General features: G+C 74.0%; 21 protein-coding genes and 2 pseudogenes. 9 read left to right on the top strand and 14 right to left on the bottom strand.

Annotated elements, in window-relative coordinates; translation table 11 throughout:
• From V3N99_11980 to serS, 5 genes and pseudogenes are all read right to left on the bottom strand, one after another.
• Positions 1 to 807, bottom strand: coding sequence for an HAD hydrolase family protein (locus V3N99_11980; protein ID MEO3937461.1), 807 nt, complete (start codon positions 805 to 807; stop codon positions 1 to 3).
• A gap of 99 nt (positions 808 to 906) precedes the next feature.
• Complete coding sequence (locus V3N99_11975) at positions 907 to 2,199, bottom strand: ABC transporter permease (GenBank protein ID MEO3937460.1); 1,293 nt, start codon at positions 2,197 to 2,199, stop codon at positions 907 to 909.
• Positions 2,196 to 3,078, bottom strand: a pseudogene (locus tag V3N99_11970) (ATP-binding cassette domain-containing protein). Before V3N99_11970 ends, V3N99_11975 begins: the two are co-directional and overlap by 4 nt.
• A gap of 134 nt (positions 3,079 to 3,212) precedes the next feature.
• Positions 3,213 to 3,308 (bottom strand): annotated as a pseudogene (locus V3N99_11965) (DNA-binding response regulator).
• A 61-nt stretch (positions 3,309 to 3,369) separates the two neighbouring features.
• Positions 3,370 to 4,695, bottom strand: coding sequence for a serine--tRNA ligase (serS, locus tag V3N99_11960; GenBank protein ID MEO3937459.1), 1,326 nt, complete (start codon positions 4,693 to 4,695; stop codon positions 3,370 to 3,372).
• Between the two features lie 83 nt (positions 4,696 to 4,778).
• Between serS and V3N99_11955 the strand changes: the two genes are divergently transcribed.
• From V3N99_11955 to eda, 3 genes are all read left to right on the top strand, one after another.
• Positions 4,779 to 5,321 carry a DinB family protein gene (locus V3N99_11955; GenBank protein MEO3937458.1) on the top strand — a complete coding sequence of 181 codons (543 nt, stop codon included), beginning with the start codon at positions 4,779 to 4,781 and terminating at the stop codon, positions 5,319 to 5,321.
• 188 nt (positions 5,322 to 5,509) lie between these two features.
• Complete coding sequence (gene edd / locus V3N99_11950; protein ID MEO3937457.1) at positions 5,510 to 7,438, top strand: phosphogluconate dehydratase; 1,929 nt, start codon at positions 5,510 to 5,512, stop codon at positions 7,436 to 7,438.
• Positions 7,435 to 8,094, top strand: a complete 660-nt coding sequence (eda, locus tag V3N99_11945) for a bifunctional 4-hydroxy-2-oxoglutarate aldolase/2-dehydro-3-deoxy-phosphogluconate aldolase (GenBank protein MEO3937456.1) — start codon at positions 7,435 to 7,437, stop codon at positions 8,092 to 8,094. The genes edd and eda overlap by 4 nt, the downstream gene beginning before the upstream one ends.
• 16 nt (positions 8,095 to 8,110) lie before the next feature.
• Here eda and V3N99_11940 read toward each other — a convergent pair whose 3' ends face one another.
• Positions 8,111 to 8,659, bottom strand: a complete 549-nt coding sequence (locus V3N99_11940; protein MEO3937455.1) for a DinB family protein — start codon at positions 8,657 to 8,659, stop codon at positions 8,111 to 8,113.
• A 63-nt stretch (positions 8,660 to 8,722) separates the two neighbouring features.
• Between V3N99_11940 and V3N99_11935 the strand changes: the two genes are divergently transcribed.
• The gene (locus tag V3N99_11935) at positions 8,723 to 9,826 is read left to right on the top strand and encodes a diacylglycerol kinase family protein (GenBank protein MEO3937454.1); all 1,104 of its coding nucleotides are present in this window, start codon (positions 8,723 to 8,725) and stop codon (positions 9,824 to 9,826) included.
• 206 nt (positions 9,827 to 10,032) lie between these two features.
• Here the strand turns inward: V3N99_11935 and pheA are convergent, their stop codons facing one another.
• The gene (gene pheA / locus V3N99_11930) at positions 10,033 to 11,001 is read right to left on the bottom strand and encodes a prephenate dehydratase (GenBank protein MEO3937453.1); all 969 of its coding nucleotides are present in this window, start codon (positions 10,999 to 11,001) and stop codon (positions 10,033 to 10,035) included.
• 183 nt (positions 11,002 to 11,184) lie between these two features.
• On the opposite strand from pheA, the gene V3N99_11925 reads away from it, so the two are divergent.
• Entirely contained in the window at positions 11,185 to 13,344 is a 2,160-nt protein-coding gene (locus tag V3N99_11925) for a hypothetical protein (protein MEO3937452.1), read from the top strand.
• Positions 13,345 to 13,392: 48 nt separating this feature from the next.
• Here the strand turns inward: V3N99_11925 and V3N99_11920 are convergent, their stop codons facing one another.
• The 5 genes from V3N99_11920 to V3N99_11900 form a co-directional block, all read right to left on the bottom strand.
• Positions 13,393 to 14,085, bottom strand: a complete 693-nt coding sequence (locus V3N99_11920) for a glycosyltransferase (GenBank protein ID MEO3937451.1) — start codon at positions 14,083 to 14,085, stop codon at positions 13,393 to 13,395.
• Positions 14,086 to 14,107: 22 nt separating this feature from the next.
• Positions 14,108 to 15,034, bottom strand: coding sequence for a DUF5926 family protein (locus V3N99_11915; GenBank protein ID MEO3937450.1), 927 nt, complete (start codon positions 15,032 to 15,034; stop codon positions 14,108 to 14,110).
• A 60-nt stretch (positions 15,035 to 15,094) separates the two neighbouring features.
• Positions 15,095 to 15,694 (bottom strand): ATP-binding protein, encoded by a 600-nt coding sequence (locus V3N99_11910; protein ID MEO3937449.1) that lies wholly within the window; start codon positions 15,692 to 15,694, stop codon positions 15,095 to 15,097.
• A 97-nt stretch (positions 15,695 to 15,791) separates the two neighbouring features.
• Complete coding sequence (locus tag V3N99_11905; protein MEO3937448.1) at positions 15,792 to 16,604, bottom strand: glycerophosphodiester phosphodiesterase family protein; 813 nt, start codon at positions 16,602 to 16,604, stop codon at positions 15,792 to 15,794.
• A 132-nt stretch (positions 16,605 to 16,736) separates the two neighbouring features.
• On the bottom strand, positions 16,737 to 18,251 hold the full coding sequence (locus V3N99_11900; GenBank protein ID MEO3937447.1) for a carotenoid oxygenase family protein: 1,515 nt from the start codon (positions 18,249 to 18,251) through the stop codon (positions 16,737 to 16,739).
• Positions 18,252 to 18,470: 219 nt separating this feature from the next.
• Here V3N99_11900 and V3N99_11895 point away from each other — a divergent pair, with 219 nt between their 5' ends.
• The 3 genes from V3N99_11895 (at position 18,471) to V3N99_11885 (ending at position 21,241) form a co-directional block, all read left to right on the top strand.
• Positions 18,471 to 19,334: an alkaline phosphatase family protein gene (locus tag V3N99_11895; GenBank protein ID MEO3937446.1), complete on the top strand. Its 864-nt coding sequence runs from the start codon at positions 18,471 to 18,473 to the stop codon at positions 19,332 to 19,334.
• Between the two features lie 141 nt (positions 19,335 to 19,475).
• Complete coding sequence (locus V3N99_11890; GenBank protein ID MEO3937445.1) at positions 19,476 to 20,429, top strand: hypothetical protein; 954 nt, start codon at positions 19,476 to 19,478, stop codon at positions 20,427 to 20,429.
• Entirely contained in the window at positions 20,429 to 21,241 is an 813-nt protein-coding gene (locus V3N99_11885) for an alpha/beta hydrolase (GenBank protein MEO3937444.1), read from the top strand. The genes V3N99_11890 and V3N99_11885 overlap by 1 nt, the downstream gene beginning before the upstream one ends.
• Here the strand turns inward: V3N99_11885 and V3N99_11880 are convergent.
• A complete protein-coding gene (locus V3N99_11880) occupies positions 21,217 to 22,170 on the bottom strand; it encodes an EamA family transporter (GenBank protein ID MEO3937443.1) in 954 nt (317 codons plus the stop codon). The genes V3N99_11885 and V3N99_11880 overlap by 25 nt on opposite strands.
• Positions 22,171 to 22,212: 42 nt before the next feature.
• On the opposite strand from V3N99_11880, the gene V3N99_11875 reads away from it, so the two are divergent.
• Positions 22,213 to 22,752 (top strand): MarR family transcriptional regulator, encoded by a 540-nt coding sequence (locus V3N99_11875; protein ID MEO3937442.1) that lies wholly within the window; start codon positions 22,213 to 22,215, stop codon positions 22,750 to 22,752.
• A 49-nt stretch (positions 22,753 to 22,801) separates the two neighbouring features.
• On the opposite strand, the gene V3N99_11870 is transcribed toward V3N99_11875, so the two are convergent.
• Positions 22,802 to 23,299, bottom strand: coding sequence for a DUF2716 domain-containing protein (locus V3N99_11870; protein MEO3937441.1), 498 nt, complete (start codon positions 23,297 to 23,299; stop codon positions 22,802 to 22,804).
• Positions 23,300 to 23,310: the final 11 nt, after the last annotated feature.

Here is a 23,310-nt window from a genome sequence, read left to right as displayed (position 1 = left end):
CTACCGGGGGTCTGCCAGCAGCGACTCGAGCACGAGCGCGAGCCCGTCGTCGTCGACGTCGGCCGTGACCTCGTCGGCCACCGCCTGCACCTCCGCCGGGGCGTTGCCCATGGCGACCCCCCGCGCCGCCCACTGGAGCATCTCGATGTCGTTGCGCTGGTCGCCGACGGCGACGGTGTCCCCGGGCTCGACCTGCATCAGGCGCCGCAGCAGCTCGAGCGCCGACCCCTTGGTCACACCCTCGGGGTTGATGTCGAGCCACGCGGTCCAGCCCACGGCGTAGGAGACGCCGTGCAGGCCGGCCGCCTCGACCTGGGCCATGAACTCCCCCGGGTCACCCTCGGGCTTGCGCAGGGTCACGCGGGTCGCCGGACGCCCGACGATCTCGTCCCACGACACCACCACCTGCTCGCCACCGAGCTCGCCGTCGGGGAAGGGCGAGCTGACCTTGAAGCCCACGCCGATGTCCTCGACCGCGACGAGCGCGTCGGGAATGGCCTCACGCAGCAGCGAGAGCGCGGGACGCGGGTCGAAGGTCACCGTGTCGGTGACCTCGTACCCGCTGGTCGTGCCCGGGGCGAGACGGATGGTGACGGCGCCGTTGGAGCACACGGCGTAGCCCTCGCGCAGGCCGAGCTGGTGCACGATCGGCATCGTCGCGACGATCGAGCGACCGGTGGCGATCGTGAGGTGGTGACCGGCCTGCACGACCGACGTCACCGCCTGCGCGACCCGCGGCGACAGCGCACCCTCGTGGGTGACCGTGGTGCCGTCGATGTCGATGGCGACGAGCTTGCGCACGGTCACTGGCGGCCTCTCGGTCGGGGTGGAGGGCCCGGCCGGACCCGCCACCAGCCTAGGGCGACGCACCCCCACGGCGTATGCCGGGCTGTCCCCCCGGCGGGCTCAGCCCGCGACGCGCAGCGCCTCTCGGACCGACAGCCGCCGCTGGGTCTGCAGGAGCGAGCGCGAGTAGAGCCGCTCACCGAGCAGCACGGCGCCGAACGCGAAGGCGCAGGTCAGCCCCAGCGACAGCACGGCCTCCCACCACGACGCCGTGCCGGCGAAGAGCCGCAGCGGCATCGCGATCGTCGACACGATGGGCACGTACGACGCCACGACCTGCACCGTGCCCTGCGCCACGAGACCGAGGAACAGGGTGGCGACCAGCACCGTCGTCAGCGCCGGCGTCGTCGACTGCAGGTCCTCGTTGCGGGTGGCCAGCGCCCCGGCCGCCGCCCAGAGGCACGCCAGCGCGGCGAAGTCGACCAGGAAGAAGACCAGGAACCAGCCCGAGGCAGCCGCGAGCGACGGCAGGATCGTGCGGTAGTCGGTGAAGCTCACCCCGACGAGGCCGACGCCGACGAAGAGCACCATCTGCACCATGGCCAGGGCCGTGGTGCCTGCGACCTTGCCCAGCAGCAGCTGCCGCACGGGCACCGCCGCGACGAGGATCTCGATCACCCTCGACTGCTTCTCCTCGACGACGCTCGAGGCGATCGCCATCCCGAAGAGCAGCGACGCGAGGTAGAAGAGGAAGGCGAAGGCGAAGGACACGGCATACCGCGTGGTCGTGTCCTGGGCTGGCTTCAGCAGGCGGTCGTCGACCTGGCTGCCGGCCGTCAGGGCCGTGACCGTGGTGCCGGCCGCAGCCGCGTTCGCGGTGAGGGTGCGCTGCTGCACGCTCTCGCGCACGAGCGCCGCGAGCGCGGCGTCGGGCGCCTCGCGCGAGACCAGTCGCCAGGTCGTGCCGTCGTGGACCAGACCGACGTCGGCCGACTCGTCCTGCACGGAGGCGTCGACCGCCGCAGCGTCGGCGCGGTCGGCGACCGTGATCTCGAGCGGCAGCTGCCGCTGCCCGACCAGCTGCTCGACCTGGGTCAGGACGTCGTGGGCCCCGGGCCCGGTCACCACGACGCTCTGGGCGTTGCTCCCTCCACCCACGACCGCCTGCAGGCCGAACGACCCGGCCAGCAGGGCCAGGGTGACCAGCGTCGAGACGATGAAGTTCTTGTCGGTCAGCCGGACGACGATCTCGCGACCGGCGACGACGATCCAGATCGGGCTGCGGTCGTCGTCACCACCTCGCTCACGGGCGCCACCGCCGGCCGGCGCCTGCTCCTGCGCGCCGTGTTGCTCGTGCGCTCGCTGCTGCTGGTCGCGCAGCTGCTCGCTCGTGTCACTCGTGGATGTGCTCATGCCGTGACCTCCCGGTAGACGTCGTTGAGCGTGGGGACGAGCGGGCTCAGCTCGCGCACCGAGCCGCGGGCCAGGGCCTCACGCAGCACCCGGTCGGCCGCGTCGTCCGAGAGCAGCTCGAGGACGGCCGTGCTCCCGTCGACCTCGAGCACGCTGACACCGTCGATCCCGCGCACCCACCCGACGTCGCTGCCGGCGACCAGGCGGTGCCGCACCCGCCCCCGCGACCGCAGCTGCGCGGTCGTGCCCGAGGCGACGACCCGGCCGCGGACGAGGATGACCAGCGTGTCGCACAGCCGCTCCACGAGGTCGAGCTGGTGCGACGAGAAGAGCACCGGCACCCCTCGCGAGTTGTGCTCGCGCAGCAGGTCGGCCATGGCGTCGACGGCGTCGGGGTCGAGACCGGAGAAGGGCTCGTCGAGCACCAGGGCGATCGGGTCGGTCATCACCGCCGCGATGATCTGCACCCGCTGCTGGTTGCCGAGCGACAGCGACTCGAGCCTTGTCGCCCGCCCGGTCGGCCAGACCGAAGCGCTCGAGGTGGTCGATGGCCGCCCGCGTCGCCGCCGACGACGACATCCGGTGGAGGCGCCCGAGGTAGGTCAGCTGCCGCAGCAGCGGCTGCTTGGGGTAGAGGCCTCGCTCCTCCGGCATGTAGCCGAAGCGCGCGCGGTCGGACCGCGTCGCCGGCCGCCCGTCCCAGAGGACCTCGCCCGACGTCGGCGCGAGGATGCCCATGATCATCCGCATCGTCGTGGTCTTGCCAGCGCCGTTGCCCCCGACGAAGCCGGTGAGCGTGCCGGCCGGCACGCTCAGGTCGACGGTGTCGACCGCCGTGAGGTCACCGAACGTGCGCGTCAAGCCCCTGGTCTCGAGCATCGTGCTCCCACCCTCTCGCTGCTGGCGACCGACGGCACACCCGACGGCACACCCCCACGCTAGGGCGGCCCGGGCGGGGGCGGATCACCCGCGAGGGGGAGAACGCGGCCGGCCCGTGTGCCGGGGAGTCGTCGCTACTCCGCAGGAAGGATGAGACCGGCCTCGTGGGCGAGCACGACGGCCGGCACGCGGTCGCGCAGATGGAGCTTGGCCAGCAGGTTGGAGACGTGGGCGGGGGCCATGTCCCCAGCGTAGGAGGCCGCCCACCCCGTGGGGCTGGTCAGCACGCAGTCAGCGCAGCGGCTCGAGCACATCCAGCCCGAGGAAGGGCCGCAGGGCCTGCGGGACCACGACCGAGCCGTCGGCCTGCTGGTGGTTCTCGAGGATCGCGACGATCCAGCGTGTCGTGCCGAGCGTGCCGTTGAGGGTCGCGACCGTGCGGGTGCCCTTGCCCGACGGGTCGCGCTCGCGGACGCCGAGCCGACGCGCCTGGTAGGTCGTGCAGTTCGACGTCGAGGTCAGCTCGCGGTAGCGGCCCTGGGTGGGCACCCAGGCCTCGCAGTCGTACTTGCGCGCCGCCGGCCCGCCGAGGTCCCCCGCAGCCGTGTCGATGATGCGGTAGGGGACCTCGATCTTGGCGAGCATGTCCTTCTCCCACTGCAGGAGGCGCTCGTGCTCGGCCTCGGCGTCCTCGACGCGGCAGTAGGAGAACATCTCGACCTTCTGGAACTGGTGCACCCGGATGATGCCGCGGGTGTCCTTGCCGTGCGACCCGGCCTCGCGGCGGAAGCAGGTCGACCACCCGGCATACCGCTTGGGGCCGGCGTCGAGGTCGATGATCTCGTCGGCGTGGTAGCCGGCGAGGGCGACCTCGGAGGTGCCGGTGAGGTAGAGGTCGTCGGCCTCGAGGCGGTAGACCTCGTCGGCGTGGGCGTCGAGGAAGCCGGCGCCGGCCATGACGTCGGCCCGCACGAGGGCCGGGGTGATCATCGGGGTGAAGCCGGCCTCGACGGCCTGGGCGACCGCCATCGACAGGATGGCCAGCTCGAGGCGGGCACCCACCCCGGTGAGGAAGTAGAAGCGAGCCCCGCCGACCTTGGCCCCGCGGTCCATGTCGATGGCGCCGAGGCGCTCGCCGAGGGCGAGGTGGTCGAGCGGCTCGAAGCCCTCGGCGGCGAAGTCGCGCGGCGCACCGACCGTCTCGCGCAGGGTGAAGTCGTCCTCGCCGCCGACGGGCACGCCGTCGACGATGACGTTGCCGACCCGGCGCACCAGCGCGTCGAGCTCGCGCTGCGCGTCGTCGGCGGCCTCCTCGAGCCCCTTGACCTCGTCGCTCAGGTGCCCGGCGGTGGTGCGCGCGTGCTGGGCCTGCTGCTCGAGCCGGTCGGCGTCGTCGGCGTCGGCCTTGCGGGCCTTCTGGGCCCGGCCCATGAGCGCGCCGATGTCCTTGCTCGCCGACTTCTGCGCCGCCCGCTTGCCCTCGAAGTCGGTCAGCGTCGCGCGCCGCCGGTCGTCGGCGGCGAGGATCTCGTCGACGAGGCCCGGGTCCTCCCCGCGGGCCTGCTGCGAGGCCCGCACGACGTCCGGGGACTCGCGCACGAGCTTGATGTCGATCATGGCGATCACCCTAAGCCTCGCGGGCAGACGTCGTCGCCCACCTGTGCGGTGGGGCTCGGAGCACGGCTCGTAGACTCGCACGGGTGAGCGACCTGCCGCCCGTCTTCGACGAGCTCTACACGTGCTCGCGGTGTGGCCTCGACTACGAGAGCGTCACGGTCGGCGGTGCGGTGCGCCTGGTCGACGCCGTGGTGGCCGAGCTGCCCGGTATCCTCGGGCAGCTGCCGACGGGCGCCCTGCGCCGCCGCCCCACCCCGATGGAGTGGTCGCCGATCGAGTACGCCTGCCACGTGCGCGACGTGCTGGCCGCCAACACGGTGCGGCTGCACCGCGGCCTCCACGAGGACGTCCCCGCCCTCGCCCCCCTGTATGCCGACCTGCGCGCCACCCGCTTCGACTACCGCGCGGCGTCGATCGAAGCCGTGGTGGAGGGGCTGCGCGCGCACGCCAAGGGCTTCGCGGCCGAGGTCGCCGCAGTCCCGACGCCGGACTGGGAGCGGCAGGTCATGCGCCGCGACGGCTCGCGGGCGCAGGTGCGCACGCTGCGCTGGCTCGCCCGGCAGGCGGCCCACGAGTCCGTGCACCACCGCAACGACATCGTGCGGGCCGGGAGCGACGACGCCTGACGGGCGAGACCCCGTCGGGGCCACCTCCGCGTCCCGCCATCCGGACGTGCCGTGGGTCACACCGCGATGGCCCTAGGGTTGTGATCGCGATCACAAGTGGACGTCAGCGTCGACGAGACACCTCCCCGCGGCCGCCCACGCCGCCGCGGCCGTCAGGACACTCGCCCCGACCCCTGCGAAGGACCGCCATGGCTCCCGTCACGATCCCTCCCCTCCATCCCGTGCTCGCCGAGGTCACCGCCCGGGTGACCGCCCGCAGCCGGGCCAGCCGCACGGCCTACCTGCGCCGCGTCGGCGCCGCGGCCCTCGAGAAGGGCCTGCGCCCTGCGCGCACCGACCTCGGCTGCTCCAACCTCGCGCACGCCGTCGCCGCGTGCGGGGGCAGCGACCGGGCCCTGATGTCCAGCACGAGCGGCGTCTCGATCGGCATCGTCACCGCCTACAACGACATGCTCAGCGCGCACGCGCCCTACGAGACCTACCCCCAGGCCATCAAGGCGGCGGCCCGCGACCTCGGCGCGGTCGCCCGCGTCGCGGGCGGGGTGCCCGCCATGTGCGACGGCATCACCCAGGGCCGAGCCGGTATGGAGCTCAGCCTCTTCAGCCGCGACGTCATCGCCATGTCGACGGCGATCGCGCTGTCGCACGACGTCTTCGATGCCGCGCTCATGCTCGGCGTCTGCGACAAGATCGTGCCCGGGCTCGTCGTCGGCGCCCTGACCTTCGGGCACCTGCCTACGGCGTTCGTGCCCGCGGGGCCGATGGCCAGCGGTCGCAGCAACGGAGAGAAGCAGGAGGTGCGCAAGCGCTTCGCGGCGGGCGAGGCCGGTGAGGACGAGCTGCTCGAGTCGGAGATCGCGTCCTACCACTCCCCCGGCACCTGCACCTTCTACGGCACCGCCAACTCCAACCAGCTGCTGATGGACGTCATGGGGCTGCACCTGCCCGGTGCCGCGTTCGTGCACCCCGACGAGCCGCTGCGCGCGGCCCTGACCGCCGAGGCCACCCGCCGGGTCAGCGAGATCGCGGGGGGCGACCGCTGCTACGGCATCGGCCAGGTCATCGACGAGAAGGCGGTCGTCAACGGCGTCGTCGCGCTGCTCGCGACCGGTGGCTCGACCAACCACACGATGCACCTGATCACGATGGCGGCGGCTGCGGGCGTCGCGCTCACGTGGGACGACTTCGACGCCCTGTCGGCCGTGGTGCCGCTCGTCGCCCGGATCTACCCCAACGGCTCGGCCGACATCAACCACTTCCACGCCGCGGGTGGCACGCCCTACCTCGTCGGCACGCTGCTCGACGCGGGGCTGCTGCACGACGACGTGACGACGCTCATGGGGCCCGGGCTCGCGGCATACCGCAGCCGGCCGGTGCTGGGCGCCGACGGTGCGCTGGGCTGGGAGCCGGTCACCACCTCCGGCGACCTCGACGTGCTGCGGCCGGCGAGCGACCCCTTCGCGCCCGACGGGGGGCTGCGCATGCTGCGCGGGTCGCTCGGCTGCGCGGTCGTCAAGACCTCGTCGCTCTCGCCGGAGCACCGGGTGGTCGAGGCGCCGGCGCGGATCTTCTCCGACCAGGTCGGTTTCCTGCAGGCGTTCTCCCGGCGCGAGCTCGACCGCGACGTCGTCGTCGTCATCCGCGAGCAGGGGCCGTCGGCCAACGGCATGCCCGAGCTGCACTCGCTCACGCCCAGCCTGCAGGTGCTGCAGCGTCAGGGGCATGCCGTCGCGCTCGTGACCGACGGACGCATGAGCGGCGCGTCGGGCAGCATCCCGGCCGCCATCCACGTCACCCCCGAGTCGACCCACGGCGGGCCGATCTCGAAGGTGCGCGACGGAGACGTCATCCGCCTCGACACCCTCGCCGGCACCCTCGAGGTGCTGCTACCGGCCGCCGAGCTCGACGCCCGCGAGCCCGCCCGCCTCGAGCACCATGACGTATGGGGCACCGGCCGCGAGCTCTTCAGCGCGCTGCGCGCCGCGGTGGGCCGCGCCGACCAGGGCGCGCACGTCTTCGGCGCACCGGGGGGAACCGGCTTCGACCAGCCGCCCGCCGACCACCACACGCCCGACGGCGCCCCCCACACCACCGAGCTCGAGGAGATGGCCGAATGACCGGTTCGACTGCCGCATCCACCCCCGTGATCCGCTCCGGCGCCGACGTGCTCGCGGTCTCGCCGGTGATCCCCGTCGTCGTCGTCGAGTCGGTCGACCAGGCGGTGCCGCTCGCCCTCGCGCTGCTGCGCGGTGGGGTCGGGGTCATCGAGATCACCCTGCGCAGCGAGGCCGGGCTCGAGGCCATCCGCGCGGTCGCCGCCGAGGTGCCGCAGATGGTCGTCGGCGCGGGCACCGTGCTGACCGCGGAGCACGCGCTCGCCGTCACGGAGGCGGGCGCCTCCTTCATCGTCACCCCCGGGTCGCCGCCGCGGCTGCTCGACGCGGTGCTCGAGACCGGCGTGCCGCTGCTCTGCGGGTCGGGCACGCTCACCGAGATGCTGACCCTCGCCGAGCGCGGGCTCGACGCGATGAAGTTCTTCCCCGCCGAGGCCAGCGGCGGCATCCCCTACCTCAGCTCGGTCCACGGCCCCTGCCCGACCCTGCGCTTCTGCCCCACCGGCGGCATCTCGCTGGCCAACGCCGCGGCCTACCTCGCCCTGCCCAACGTCGGCTGCGTCGGCGGGTCGTGGCTGACCCCGAAGGACGCCGTCGCCGTCGGCGACTGGGACCGCATCGAGGCGCTCGCGACCGAGGCGGCCGCGCTGCGGGTCTGAGGCGCGGCCCTCGGACTCAGGGCTGCTGGAGGTCCGCGACGTGGTGGTAGAGGTCGTGCAGGAAGTAGCGCGCCAGCGAGTCGACGGTGAACTCCGACCCGTTGCTGCGCAGACCTCGCCGCTCCCACTCGTCGCCACGCACCCGCGCGAAGGCAGCGGCTGCGAGGTCGGTGGCCTCGTCGACCTGCTCGGCCACGACCGCAGGGTCCTGCTCCCAGTAGCGCTCCTCGAGGGCGGTCGCGTCCTGGTCCCAGTTGGCGAAGACCGGCGCGTCCTGCTCGCGCATGAGGTCGACCCGCTGGGCGAAGACGCGGCACACGTCGCGCACGTGGCAGGCGTACTCCAGCGGCGACCACGTCGCCGGCGTCGGGCGGCGGGTCGCCTCCGGGTGGCGCAGCGCATCGGGGAAGCGCGACATCGCGTCACGCACCAGCGATGGCACGGCCGAGCGCACGACCGTGGCCGCGTCGTAGTGGCACTCGGGGCAGACCCGCGACAGCGTCCAGGTCCAGTCCTTGTCGTCGGGCACGGGGGAGACGGGCTGGGGGGACGCGGGCTCGCTCACGCGTGGAGGCTATCGCTGCCAAACCCGGTCCGAACCCGCTCCGCGCTCCGATAGCGTCGTCTCGTGCTCGACAACCCGTGGTTCTGGGTGGCGGCGGCAATCGTCGTCGTCGCCCTCGTCGCTGTGCTCCTCGACGCTCGCAGGAGCAGCAGCGGGGGGCACAGAGGGGTCGCCGGCCTGCGCCGTCGGCCGCACCGCAACGACTTCCGTCCCGACGGGGCCGAGGCCCTTCCACCCCCCGAGCCGCTGCGCCGGGCCGCCGTCGTCGCCAACCCGACGAAGTTCGCCGACCTCGGGTCCGTCCGTCTGCGGGTGACCACGATGATGCTCGCCGAGGGCCTGGGTGAGCCGCTGTGGTTCGAGACGACGGCGCAGGACCCGGGCACCGGGCAGGCCCGCCGGGCCCTGGCCGAGGGCGCGGTCCTCGTGTGCGCCCTCGGCGGGGACGGCACGGTGCGGGCCGTCGCCGAGGCCCTCGTGGGCAGCGACATCCCCATGGGCCTGCTGCCCGGCGGCACAGGCAACCTCTTCGCGCGCAACCTCGACCTGCCCGTCGACTCGCTGGAACGCGCGCTCGTCGTGGCCCTCACCGGGCAGAACCACCGGGTCGACGTCGGTCGCCTGCACGTCACGCGTGAGGAGGGCGGAGTGCCCGAGCAGGTGCTCTTCCTCGTGATGGCTGGGCTGGGGCTCGACGCGCAGATCATGGCCGACACGCCTGAGGCGCTCAAGGCCAGGGTGGGGGGCGCCGCCTACTTCGTCACCGGGGCGCGCAGCCTCGTCGGCCAGGCCTTCAAGGTGCGGCTGCGCCTCGGCGGCGAGACACCCGTCACCCGGCGCACCCGCACCGTGATCATCGGCAACGTCGGGCGACTGCTCGGCGGGCTGCGGCTGATGCCCGACGCCCGCGTCGACGACGGCCTGCTCGACGTCGTCGTGATCTCCCCCCGGGGCCCGATGGGCTGGGCGTCGGTGGCCACCAAGCTCGCCACCCGCAGCCGTCGCGGTCACGCCCTCGTCGACCACCACGCGGCCGCCGAGATCGAGGTGACCGTCGACCACCCCGAGGAGGTGCAGGTCGACGGCGACACCATCGGCCCGGCGCACTCGATCAGGGCGGTGGCCGACCACCTCGCCCTCGTGGTCCGGATGGCGCCCCGCCCGTGAGTCCGCAGCAGCCCACCCCAGAGCAGCCCGCACACAGCAAAGGCGGCTCGCTGGGAGAGCCGCCTTTGCCGAGCCGGGGGGGTCGACAGACCGAGTGGGGGTTTCGGGACGTCTCCGCGCACCATCCGGGTGAACCAGATTTTAACGTTGCCGGCAGGTGAGCGCACATCGGCCGCCGGCCGAGCTCGTGCGCGTGAACGACGATCTCAGAAATCTCCGCGACGCAGCTCAGCGAGCCACCGCTGCGCACGCAGGAAGTCGGCCTCTGCCGTGCCCACCGGCGCGGGGGTCGGCACCCCGTCGGCCCGGGGGTACGAGCCGAGGAAGCGCACCTGGGCACACACCCGCTGCAGACCCATGAGGGTCTCGCCGACCCGCTCGTCGGCGACGTGGCCCTCGAAGTCGATGGTGAAGCAGTAGGACCCCATCGCCGCCCCCGTGGGTCGTGACTCCAGCCGCGAGATGTTGACCCCCCGCGTGGCGAACTGCTCGAGCAGCTCGAGCAGCCCCCCGGGGTGGTCGTCGCGCTGGTAGAGCACGACGCTCGTCTTGTCGGCCCCCGTGGGTGGCGCCGTGCGGCCCGACCGGGCCACGAGGACGAACCGGGTGACCGCGCCCGGGTTGTCACCGATGTCGGTGGCGAGCACCTCCAGCCCGTGGTTCGAGGCGGCGACGGGCGCCCCGACGAAGGCCTGGTACGACGCCACCTCGGTCGCCGACCCGTCGAGCCCGGCCGCGGCGGCGGCGGTCGACAGGGTGGGCACGTAGGCCGCCTCCGGCAGCTGCGCGTCCATCCAGCCCCGCACCTGCGCCCACGCGTGCGAGTGGGTGCCGACGGCCCGCACGTCCGCGAGGGCGACCCCCGGGCGCACCCCGATCACGAAGGTCACCGGCACCAGCACCTCGCCCAGGATCACCAGGGACTCCCCGACCGACAGGGCGTCGAGGGTGGCGCTGACCCCGCCCTCGACGGAGTTCTCGATCGGCACCATCGCCGCGTCGAGGTCACCCGCGCGCAGCGCCGAGAGAGCCTGGGCCACCGAGCTGCACGGCACCTGCTCGAGCCCGCCCGCGGATGCGACACCACGCAGGTGCGTCGGCGAGGAGAGCCACGCCTGCAGGGCCATCTCGCAGAACGTCCCCCGCGGCCCGAGGTAGCCGTAGCGGGTGGTCATCGTGCCTCCTGGGCGCAAGGGGTGAGGACGAGGAGCGTGGCCGTCACGACGACGGGGGTCCTGCCCCTCGCCGTCACGGTAGTACGGACCGCGACCCTGCCCGGTGGACCGTCCAGCGCGGCTGCCCCGGGCCGCCGATCGAGCGCTGGCGGGTCGCCGGCCCACAGCCCCTACGCTGGGTCCGTGACGCGTCGACAGCTCGGGCAGGCGCTGGCCGGTCTGCTCGCGCTGGCCCTGGCGACGCTCCTCGGCAGCGCCCTCCACACCGATCGCACGCCGCCCCAGCCCCTGCGCCTCGGGCCCTCGGTGGGCAACAGCCTGGTCGTCGTCGGGGCCGGAGGGCTCGCGGCCACCGACCTCGACCCCACCGCCACGCCCGCCCTCTGGGCGCTCCTGCGCGACGGGTCGAGCGCCAGCCTCAACGTCACGGCCGTGCACCGCTCGACCTGCCCGGTCGACGGGTGGCTGACCCTGTCGGCCGGCGGTCGCGCCGCGCAGCCCGACGACGTCGCGGGGTGCCCGCCGCCGCAGGTCTCGGGCACGCAGGTCGACCGCTGGTCGACGTATGCCGCGGCCGCCGCCGCCCGCCCCTACGGCACCACCCCCGGCACCCTCGCCGCCGCGGCCGCCTCCCGCGGGCAGTGCCTCGGCGCGGTCGGCCCGGGGGCTGCGGTCGCCGCCGCCGACGCGGGCGGCGTCGCCGAGCACTACCGGGCCTTCGACCCGACCACCCTCACCGCGGGCATCGTCGAGTGCCCGACCACCCTCGTCGACGTCGGCGCCCTCGACGCGGCGACGGCCACGGGCAGCGCGCGGGCTGCCGCGGTCGCAGCCCTCGACCGGCGGGTCGGGCAGGTCGTCGCGGCCGCCCCGCAGGGGGCCGACCTCATCGTGGCGGGCCTGGCCGACGACGGCTCACCGCGTCTGCGGGTCGTCCTGGCTGCCGGTCCGCGGATCGGGGCGGGCACGCTCTGGTCATCCTCCACCCGCCAGCCGGGGCTGGTGCAGCTCGACGACGTCTCGGCCACGGTCATCGCCCACGTCGGCGCGCAGGCGCCCGAGTCCGTCGGCGGGACCGCGCTGCAGCGGATGCCCGCCTCGGGCAACGCCGAGCCCCTCACGTCGGCCCGCCGAGACGCCCTGGTCGACGCCGACGCGGCGTCCCGCGCGGTGAGCCCGGTCGTGCAGCCGCTCTTCACCACCTGGGGGACCGTCGTCCTGCTCGCCCTCCTCGGCCTCGGCGTGACCCGCCGCCAGGCCCTGGGCAGCGCCGCGCTGCGCGGGCGCGCCCTGCTGGTCGTGCGGCAGGGGCTGGTGGTCGCGGCCGCACTCCCGGTGGCGTCGTTCCTGGCCATGCTCGTGCCCTGGTGGCGCGCGCCGGCGCCGGGGCTGGTGCTCGCACTCGTGACCCTCGCCCTGATGGGCCTGGTCGGCGCCGTCGCCCTGCGGGGGCCGTGGCGCCGCTCCCCCACCGGCCCCTCGACGGCGGTCGCGACGACCACCCTGGTCGTTCTGCTCGCCGACGTCGTGGCCGGCTCCCGGCTGCAGGTCTCGTCACTGCTCGGGCTGAATCCCGTCGTCGGCGGGCGGTTCTACGGGGTGGGCAACGTGACCTTCGCCCTCGTCGCCGCGGCCCTCTTCCTCGTCGCCACCTCGGTCGCGACACGGCTGCGCGAGCGCAGCGTGCTCGCGGCCGGAGCCGTCGCGCTGCTCGGGCTGGGGGTGGTGGTCGTCGACGCCGCGCCGCAGTGGGGGGCCGATGCGGGCGGGCCCCCCGCGCTGCTGCCCGGGCTGGCGGTGCTCGTCCTCGCGGTGCTCGAGGTGCGGGTGACGTGGCGGCGCGCCCTGGTCATCGGCGGGTCCACCGTCGGTGTCGTCCTCGTGATCGCCCTGCTCGACTGGGTGCGCGGCCCGGCCTCGCGCTCGCACCTCGGCCGCTTCGTCCAGACGTTGCTCGACGGTGGCGGCGGCGACGTGATCACCCGCAAGCTCCAGCAGAACCTCGACACCCTTACCGGCACCTCGATCTTCGCGTATGCCGTGCCGGTCGTGCTGGTGCTCACCTGGTGGGCGCTGCTGCGGCCGGACTCACCGGTCGCCCGCCCGGTCGGTCCGCTGCTCCGGCGCGTGCCCCTGCTGCGACCGGCCCTGCTGGGCCTGACGCTCACCGTGACCGTCGGCCTGCTCGTCAACGACACCGGCGTCGCGATCCCGCCGGTGGCCTGGCTGCTGGCCGGACCGCTGGTGCTCGCCGTCGGGCTGAGGGACGTCGAGCTGCGCGAGCGCCCGGTGAGCCAGCCCGACGGGCGGGTGCTCTCGCGGCGGGAACGGTGGCACTCCTGAGCGCAGGGGCCTGACCCGGGCCATTCGGCTTGGGTCCCGTGCCGAGCCTCAGCGGGGGCGCAGAGCGAGCCAGACGTCGCGGTACTGCGCGGCCCGGTGCAGCTGGGAGCGCCAGTCGCGGCCGGTGACCCGGTGGTGGAGGTCACACGCCACCTCGAGCACCGTGGCGCCGGACCGCAGGACGTCGATGGTGAGCCCGACCTCGACGCCCCACCCCCGGGCGAGGGGCTGCGCCACGTCGTAGGCGCTGCGGCGCAGGCACCGCATCCCCGACAGGGGCTGGGTGGGCACCCAGCCGGTGCGGTCGACGATGCCCTTGCGCGCGAGCCGGACGACGAAGCCGTGCCCGCCGCCGGACTGCCGCTGGGGCGGCAGCACCGCGATGGTCATGTCGGCCGCTCCCGAGGCGACCGGGCCCACCAGCGCGGACAGGGCGCCGGCCGACTGCTCCAGGTCGGCGTCGACGAAGAGCAGCAGGTGGTCGACGTCGGGGCCGAGGTGCTCGCGGGCCGCGGCGGCACCCGTCGTCATCGCCGCGGCCTTGCCGCGGTTGGTGGGGTGGCGGCATACGAGCACGCCGTGGTCGCGGGCCACCGTCGAGGTGGCGTCGGTGCTGCCGTCGTCGACCACGACGACGAGGTCGACCTCGGCGAGCGCGAGCAGGGCCTGCAGGGTCGCGCCGAGGCGCGTCTGCTCGTCCTTCGCCGGGACGACGGCGACGACGGGCCGGTGGGTGCTCATGAGCCGGGGGACGCCGACCGGGTCAGCGCAGCGTGACCTGGCGGTTGAGCAGACCGGCGCGGGCGCGGCGCTGCTCCGGGGTGAGCGGGGCGTCGGCGGCGAGGGCCTCACCGAGCCGGCCCTCCATCGCGACGACCGCGTCGGAGAACGAGCCGGGGTCGAGCTCGACCGGCACCTCCCAGACGGGCACGAGCAGGCCGGAGGCGCGGAAGGCGCCGAGCAGCCGTGACCCGTCGACGAGCCGCGAGGTGTCGGCGGCCAGCAGCCGGGCGAGGGCGTCGGTGGCGTCGTCCTCGTCGTGGGGCAGCACCCACCGCACGTAGGTGCGGCCGTTGATCTCGCACCAGTAGGCCGAGGTGACACCGTCGACGCGCGAGGTCGGGATGGACGAGTCGTTGGCCTGCTTCAGCGACTCGCGACCGTCGTCGTCGAGCTCGGCCTCGCCGACCCAGAACTCGAAGCCATCGAGGACGGAGACCTCGAAGGGGGTCTCGAGGTCGAGCAGCTCCTGCAGCCGCGGGGTGTCGAGGGTCGGCGACGGCACGGTCACGACCGGAGTGCCCTCGTCGGCCGCCACGGCCAGGAGCAGCGCGGCGGCGATGTCGCGGCTGGCGTCGCCGCTGCTGGCACCCGACTGGGTCGCGACCAGCACCTGACCGTCGGCCCGGTGCAGCGCAGGCCAGGCCAGCGGCAGGACGGTGGCGATCGTGGCGGTGCTGATGGCGCCGGTGTCGCTCGTGTCACTCGTGTCACTCGTGGAGGCCTGCGGCACGGCACCCGGTGCGAAGGACACCTGAGCGGTCGCCGCGGGCACGAGCTCGCGCATGGCCACCCACTCGGTCTCACGGGGGAGCCCCGCGAACGGGCGCGCGACGAAGGGAGCCGGAGCCGACTTCGTGCTCGCCGGGTCGGAGGAGCGGGTGCTGCGTCGCTTGCTGGCCTTGCCCATGGGAGGCAACCCTAGTGGGCGCTCGGGGGCTGGTTGCGCGGGCTCGTCCTGACCGGCGGGTCAGCGCGAGCGACGACGGGACGGGCCACCCAGGGAGGCCCAGACGGTGCGCCCGTTGCGCTCCTCGTGGACGCCCCACTCGTGCGCGAGGCTGCGCACGATGCGCAGTCCGCGTCCGGTCGGGGCCCACACGGACCGCGGGGCGGCGCGAGGGGTGGACGGTCCACCTCCGTCGGAGACCTCGAGCTCGACGACGCCGGCCTTGACCTTCCAGTGCACCCGGATGGTGCCGTCGGGCAGCGGGCGCGCGTGGCGGATGGCGTTGCCGACGAGCTCGGACACGACGATCTCGGTCTCGTCGATCAGCTCGCTGGGCAGGTCGCGGCTCTCGAGGTCCTCGACCACGGCGCGCCTGATCTTGGGGACGGCCGGCGAGGCCCACGGCGCGCGGATGGTGCGGGGTCGCTCGCGGTCGGCCAACGACCTCCGCGCGCGAGGCGAGGCGGGCGAGGACGAAGCGGCCGGTCCCGTGGCGTCCTGGGAGGGGTCGGCGTCGTCGGCGTCGTCGGCGGGGTCGGCGTCGTCGAAGGGGTCGGCGTCGTCGAAGGGGTCTGAGGGCTCGACGGGATCGCCGCTGACCGGCTGGCCCTGGCTCGCCATCTCGTCACCTCTGTGGCCCGACTGCTGTGGGCCATCCCCTCGTCGTGCGCGGTGGTGCGCACCGGGCACCGTCCTCTCGGACAGGGCTCGCCGTAGGTTATCCGCTGAGGCGCGTCACGTCGAGAGCCCTTTGGGGGTGGTTGGTGATGATGGCGTCCACCTCGAGCTCGCAACACAGGCTCAGGTCGTCCGGCTCGTCCACCGTCCAGACGAAGATCTCGCGCCCGGCGGCCCGCTGGACTCGCACCACCTCGGGACGGTGGCGCACGATCCCCAGGTCGAGCCCCGCGGTGCCGGCCCCACCGGGCAGCGCCCCCCGCAGCGGGAGCAGGATCGACCCGGTGGTGACCAGCGCGACCGTCGGCAGCGACGGCAGGAGGCCCGTCATCCGGCGCACGGCGAGCGCGGAGAACGACATCGCCCGCGCCCACGGACGCCCCGGAGCGGCCCGGTGGGTCAGCCCGTAGCCGCGCAGCAGCTCGGCTACGGCGTGCTCGACGCGACCGCCGGAGCGGGTCGGGTGCTTGGTCTCGATGGCCAGGCCCATCGGGCGTCCCGCATCGAGCGTGAGCTCGACGAGCTCGCGGAGGGTGACCAGACGGTCGTCTCCGGGCGTGCGCGGCGTCCGCGGCGCAGCAGGGTCGGTGCCCGCGGCCGCCCGGTGCCGCCACGCTCCCCAGTCGATGTCGCGCAGCTGGGCGAGGGTCATCGTCGAGACGACCCCCGGGCCGCCGCCGGTGCGGTCGAGGGTGCGGTCGTGCAGGCACACCAGCTCACCGTCGGCAGAGAGCCTCACATCGCACTCGATGCCGTCGGCGCCCTGCTCGATCGCCCGTTCGTAGGCGGCCAGGGTGTGCTCCGGCAGCTCACCCGAGCTGCCCCGGTGAGCGATCACGAGCGGAGGGCGCACGCTCAATACTTTGACACGGGAGGGTCGGCCGCGGCCGACATCCCGGTGAACCGGGGATGACGATCGGGTGCTCTAGCGGTCGCTAGCGAATCCTCTAGACAGGGCGATCGGCGACTCGAGAGCCCCCACCGATCACAGGGCCAGTGCCTCGGGCGCGGTCTCGGCGGTGTCCCAGCGACGCAGCTCGGCGCCCGCGACCCAGGTCGCGTGCGTCCCGCTGCTGATGCGCTCGGGCAGCCGCAGGGTGCAGACGGGGCCGGCGGCGAGGTCGGTGGCGGCATACAGCACGCCGTAGGACGTGTCGGTGGTCAGGTCGGTGGTCAGCGTGACGAGGTAGCCGTCGTCCTCGCCGGTGCTGCCGACCCGCGGGGCGAGGTGGGTCTCGCTGCCGAAGACGCCGTCGCCGAAGGCGACCCGCTCCTGCGTACCCGCCACGACGTCGTGCTTGACGAGGCCGTCGAAGAGGAACCGGCCCTCGGCGCCGGTCACGGCATAGGCATAGCGGTAGGCCGCGCCGGCGAGGGTCTCGTTGCGCGTGCCGAACTCGGTGACGGTGTCGCTGAGGCGCTGCTCGGTCGTGCGGCCGGTGCGCAGGTCGAACCGCCAGCGGTGCAGGTGGGTCTGGAGGCGGTCGAGGGCGAGGAACCGGAAGGCCCGCATCCAGTGGTCGTCACCCTCGCGGCGACCCGGCTCGGGATCGTCCTGGTAGAACCCGTCGAGCACGACCTCGTCACCCTCCTCCCACGCCGCGACGAAGTGCAGGACGAAGGTCGGCGACGCCTCGAACCAGCGCACGTCGGCAGCGCCACCGCGGCGCGGCACGATCGCGAAGCGGCTCGGCAGGTCGCGGTGGAAGCGCGGCACGAAGGCCCCCCGGGCCGCGAGCCCCTCGTCCCAGAAGAGCGGGAAGTCGTTCAGCACCACGTGGTTGCGGGTGAAGGCCATGTCGTGCGGCATCCGCGGGCCGGGCAACGGCACGTCGGCCGAGTGCACGAGGGTGTCGGACTCGTCGACCACCCCCCAGCGCAGGTAGGGCGCCTCGCGCGAGTAGGAGAAGAAGAGCAGCTCACCCGTGACGGGGTCGACCTTCGGGTGGGCCGAGACGCCCCACTCGGGGAAGCGGCCACCCCACCCGGCCTTGCCCAGCGTGTCGGCAGTGCGCGGGTCGACGCGGTAGAGGTCACCGCACTGGTAGAAGCTGGTCAGGGCCTCGCCGCGGTGGACGACGACGTCGGTGCTCGAGGCGTCCTTCATCCCGCCGCGTGCCCCCCAGCCACGGTCGCGCACCGAGATCGCGGGCGGCTCGGAGACCCCGGACCACAGGGTCGCCCCCGCCTCCTGCTCGGCGAGCAGGCCGTCGGTGCGCACGAACCGGTTGCGGTAGAAGGCCTTCCCGTCGCGGAAGCCGAGCACGTGGACCATGCCGTCGCCGTCGAAGGGGTGGTAGGCCTTGAGCGCCGGGTGGAGCGGGTTCTCGGTGTTGCGCAGGTAGACGCCGTCGAGATCGGTGGGGACCGCACCCTGCACGACCTCGAGGTCGTCGGCGCGCCACTCCCCGGTCTGCGGGCGCCAGGGCCCGGTGCGGTAGGGGTGGTCGTCGTCCTCGGGCAGGGTCGTGAGCATCCGGGTGACGAGCTCGAGGTCCATCGGTGGTCTCCTCCGCCTCAAGGCGACGGCTGTGTCGTCGTCCCGCTCAACCTAGGTGCCGCGGCGCCCCGCAGAAAGAGGGGTGCTCGCCCGTCGCCGTCGCCGTCGCCCGGGGTCGGCCAGCAGCTGCGTCACCACACGAGTCTGCTCACCCGACTGCCACCGAACTGTCAGCGGGCATTCACCCCGCCGCCATTGTCGGGCCGTGATACTCACGGGGTGACCCGACTCCCGACTCGCCTCGCCCCCCGAGCCGTCGCCGCCGCCGTGCTGCTCGCGGTGGCCAGCGCCCTGCCCCTCGCGGGCTCGGCCGACGCGGGGCCGCGCTTCCCCGCCTACGACCACGTCGTGGTGGTGGTCTTCGAGAACCACGCCCGCGACCAGGTGCTCGGGTCGCCCGACGCGCCCTTCCTCACCGGGCTCGCGACCACGGGGGTCAACCTCACGCGCTCGCACGGCGTGACCCATCCGAGCCAGCCCAACTACCTCGCGCTCTTCTCCGGCTCGACACAGGGAGTGGTCGACGACACCTGCCCGCACGCCTTCACCACACCGAGCCTGGCGAGCCAGCTGCTCGCGTCGGGACGCACCTTCGTCGGGTGGTCGGAGGGCCTGCCGAATGCCGGGTCCGACCGCTGCGGCAGCGCGCTCTACGCCCGGCGACACGCCCCGTGGACCAACTTCACCAACCTGCCGCAGTCGCAGGTGGGCCGTCCCCTCTCGGAGCTCCCCACCGACTACACCCGGCTGCCGACGGTCTCGTGGGTCATCCCCGACGTCTGCCACGACATGCACAGCTGCCCGGTCACGACCGGAGATGCGTGGGCCCGCGCCCAGCTCGGCGGCTACGCGCGCTGGGCCAGGACGCACAACAGCCTGCTCGTCGTGACCTTCGACGAGGACGACGCCAACGGCGGCACCAACCACGTCTCCACCGTCCTCTCGGGGGACCATCTCGTGCCGGGGAAGAACGGCCAGGCCGTCGACCACTACGTCGTGCTGCGCACGATCGAGGCGTTCTACGGGCTCACCCCCCTCGGCGGGGCCGCGCAGAGCCGGCCGCTGACCGGGGTCTTCCGGTAGCGGCTCGGGGTGCCGGCGGCCGGAGCGTGGTTGCATGGACCCATGGCTTGGTTCCGCCGCAAGGCTCGTGAAGGCTCACCGGTGCTGCCGGACCGGGCCGATCCCGACGGGTCCCACGGCCCGTCACGCGGGCGATCCGCGGTGACGCCAGCCCCTGGCGACACCCCGGGGGCGTCGTGGGCCGGCCAGGACGAGACACCCGACACCACCTGGCCACCGCTCGGCGTCGGTGACGCCGACGCGGTGCGGCTGCTGGCTCGGGGAGCCTTCGCCGACCTCGGGCTCGACGTCACCATCGAGGGGGGCGACGCCGTGGACCCCACCGGACGACACTTCACGCTCGACGCGATCGCCCGGTCGTGCCGGGTCGACGAGCGGGGCCGGACGGCGTGGCCCGAGATCGTCCGCGAGGGCGTGACCGGTCTGGTCGATGCGCTGGACACGTCCCCCTTCGACGGCCGGGACGCCGCCTCGCTGCTCGCGTCGACCTACTCCCGCGTCGTCAGCGCTGACGACGTCACGTCCGGCGGCCTGGGGTATGCCCGCACCGTGGCGCCGGGGCTGGTGGAGGTGCTCAACCTCGACCTGCCCGAGAGCGTCGCCTTCTTCGGCGACGACGCGGTGCGCGAGCACGGCCCGATCGACGACCTGTGGAGGGCGGGCCGGGTCAACCTGCGGGGGGTCGAGCCCGAGGAGCGCCAGACGCTGGAGCGCGAGGGCGGGCGGGTCGAGGTGCTCTTCAGCGACTCGATGTTCCTCGCCTCGACCGTGCTCCAGCTCGACGAGGTCGTGGCCCGGGAGACCGGTCGGGAGCCCGACCCCGACCTCGGGGTGCTCGTCACCCTTCCGCACCGCCACCAGCTGGCCTTCCACGTCGTCGGCGACGACACCCTGCTGCCCTCGCTGGCCCTGCTCGCGAAGTTCGGCGCCGTGGGCCACACCGACAGCCTCGGCCCGATCAGCCCGGACGTCTACTGGTGGCACCACGGGCGCCTCGACCGCCTGACCACCATCGAGGGCGAGCGCATCCAGGTCGACGCCGACGTCGAGTTCACCCGGGTGGTCGAGCAGGTGACGGGCGAGCGGGGCGCCTGATGGAGGCGACAGCCCCCCTCGCCCCCCTCGCCCACGACCGGGCCGGACCTCGTGGCGCGACTCCGTTGCTGCTGCTGCACGCCGGCGTGGCCGACCGCCGCATGTGGGACCCCGTGTGGGGCGGGCTCACGTCGTCCCACGACGTGGTGCGGGTCGACCTGCGGGGCTACGGCGAGTCGTCGACGCGGCCGGACGGCCCGCTCGACGCCGTCGACGACGTGGTGCTCACGCTGCGCGCGCTCGACGTGCCGCGCTGCCACGTGGTCGCGGCGTCATACGGCGCGGGGGTGGCGGTGGAGCTCGCGCTGCGGGCACCCGACGTCGTGGCGTCGCTCCTGCTCTGCGCGCCGGGCGGCGAGCTCATCCTCGAGGCGACCGACCAGCTGCGCACCTTCTTCCGCGCCGAGCGGGCCGCCCTCGAGGCGGGCGACCTCGACGCCGCGGTCGAGGCCAACCTCGTGACCTGGGTCGACGGGCCGGCACGTCGACCGCTCGAGGTCGACGCCGGAGTGCGTGAGGCCGTGCGGATGATGCAGCGACGGGCATTCGAGCTGACGGCCGACTGGGATGACGTGCCGGAGGTCGAGCTTGAGCCTCCGGCGCTCGAGCGGCTCGGCGAGGTCACGGTGCCGACGACGGTGCTGCTCGGCGGTCTCGACGTCGACGCCATCGACTGCGCCGGTCGTCACGTCGTGCAGCAGGTGGCGGGGGCACGGCTGGTCGAGTGGCCCGACGTCGCCCACCTGCCCTCGATGGAGCGGCCCGACGACTTCGTGGCCCTCGTGGCTCAGCACGTCGGCGCAGAGAGCTGAGCGTCGCGGGCGACGATCGGGGGCTCAGACGTGTGGCGATGCGATGACCTCGCCCGCGGCAGGCCTGCGGCGACCCCGACGACGACGACGAGCGCACCGATGACCTGCAGGGGCGCGAGGCGCTCGCCCGCGAGCAGCACCCCGAGCAGGGCGCCGCTGACGGGGTTGAGCAGGCCGATGAGGCCGACCGTGCCCGCCGGCAGGGCCCGCAAACCGGCGAACCAGGCGACGTAGGCCACCGCCGTGCCGATCACGACGAGGTAGGCGAAGGCCGCGACCTGCGAGCCGGTGAGGGCCGCGGGCGGGCCCTCGACCGCGAGGGCGACAGGGGTCAGCAGCACCCCCCCGACGGTGAGCTGCCAGGCCACGAAGGTCGTCGGGCTGACCGGTGGCTCCCACCGCTTGGTGAGCACGAAGCCGACCGAGGCCGCGACCATCGCGAGCAGGGCGGCCCCGACGCCCAGGAGGTCGAGCCCGCCCGCGGCGGCGCCGACGAGCAGCACGACGCCACCGGTGCCGAGGACCGCCCCGGCCCAGGAGCGCCGCGCGGCCCGTTCGCCGAGCAGCAGGCGGGCGGCCACCAGCACGACGACGGCCGACCCGGCCATGAGGGTCGAGGCGACCGACGACGGCAGCCGCTGCCCGGCGACGTAGATCAGCACGAAGAAGCCGCTGATCGTCAGCGTCGAGATGAGCGCCGTCTTCCACCACCAGTCACCGTGCGGCAGCCGGCGGGAGACCAGCAGGAGCAGCAGCCCGGCAGGGAGGGCGCGCAGGGCCGACCCGGTGAGCGGGGTGTCGGCGGGCAGGAAGTGCCGGGTCACCCAGTAGGTCGACCCCCACGCGATCGGCGCGACCGCCGTGAGGGCCGCCACCCGCCCGAGCCGGGCTCCCGTGAGCGCAGCAGGTCGGGGCGTTATCGCTTCCATGGAAGCAAGCATACGCTTCCGTGGAAGCGATAAGGTCCCTGTATGCCGTCTGCCCCTCCAGAGCCCGCCGAGCCGGTCGAGGGTGCCGATCGGGTCGACCGGATCGTCGCCGAGTGGGAGCGTGAGCGGCCCGACCTGGACGTCGGCCCCCAGCAGCTGATCGGGCGCCTGCACCGTCTGGGGGCCGTGCTCACCTCACGCCTGGTGCCGGTCTACGCGGCGCACGGGCTGGGCGAGGGCGAGTTCGACGTGCTCTGCGCGCTGCGCCGGGCGGGGGCCCCCTACGAGCGACAGCCCGCCGAGCTGGCCCGCACGACGATGATCACCACCGGCGCCGCGACCAAGCGGGTCGACCGGCTGGAGGCTGGCGGGCTCGTCCGGCGCGTGCGGCGCGGGGGCGACGACGGGCGGGTGGTGCGGGTGCGGCTGACCGCGAAGGGGCGCCGGGTCGTCGACGCGGCGTTCGACGACCACGTGGCCAACGAGGACGCCCTCGTCGCCGGTCTCGGCCCCCGCGACCGGGCCGCGCTCGAGCGGATCCTGCGCACGTGGCTCTCCGACCTCGCCGGCGACGAGGCCTGAGTCGACGATCTGACGCAACACGTGGACGCTGGCAGGTGGGTGGGGTGGGTCAGGGGCGGCGGACGGGCAGCCAGGTGCCCAGCTCGACCCCGAGGGTGTCGACGAGCGCGTCGCCCCACAGGGTCAGCGTCTGCTGCCACGGGTGGCCGAAGGTGCCGAAACGCAGGTCGTCCGGGGTGTGCACGTAGTAGTCGCCATCGGGGAAGACGGGCACCGGCAGGGTCAGCTCCGACACGGCCAGACGCTGCGGCGAGTAGCGGTAGGCGGGGTGCTGCCAGTCGAGGGCGAGCAGCTCGTCGTCCCCGGCGAGCTCGAGCAGGACCCGGGCCGCCGAGGCCTCGACGCAGGCGACCCCGGCGGCGAACCGGGCCCGTCCGGCGGCGAAGACCGGTGCGAGATCGAGCACCAGGGCGCCCGCGGGTGGGTCGATCGCCGGCCGCTCACGCTCCGCGTAGCGCGGACGGAACGCAAAGCGGACGCTGAAGGCGCGCCAGGCGTCGTCGTACGGGGTCGTGGCCCAGGGCATGGCGGCGGGCTCGTCGCTCACGATCCCTCCTC

This window comes from Dermatophilaceae bacterium Soc4.6, from assembly GCA_039889245.1.
GTDB lineage: Bacteria > Actinomycetota > Actinomycetes > Actinomycetales > Dermatophilaceae > Lapillicoccus.
The sequence above is the reverse complement of the archived record's forward strand: the minus strand, read 5'-3'. Positions and strand labels throughout refer to the sequence as shown.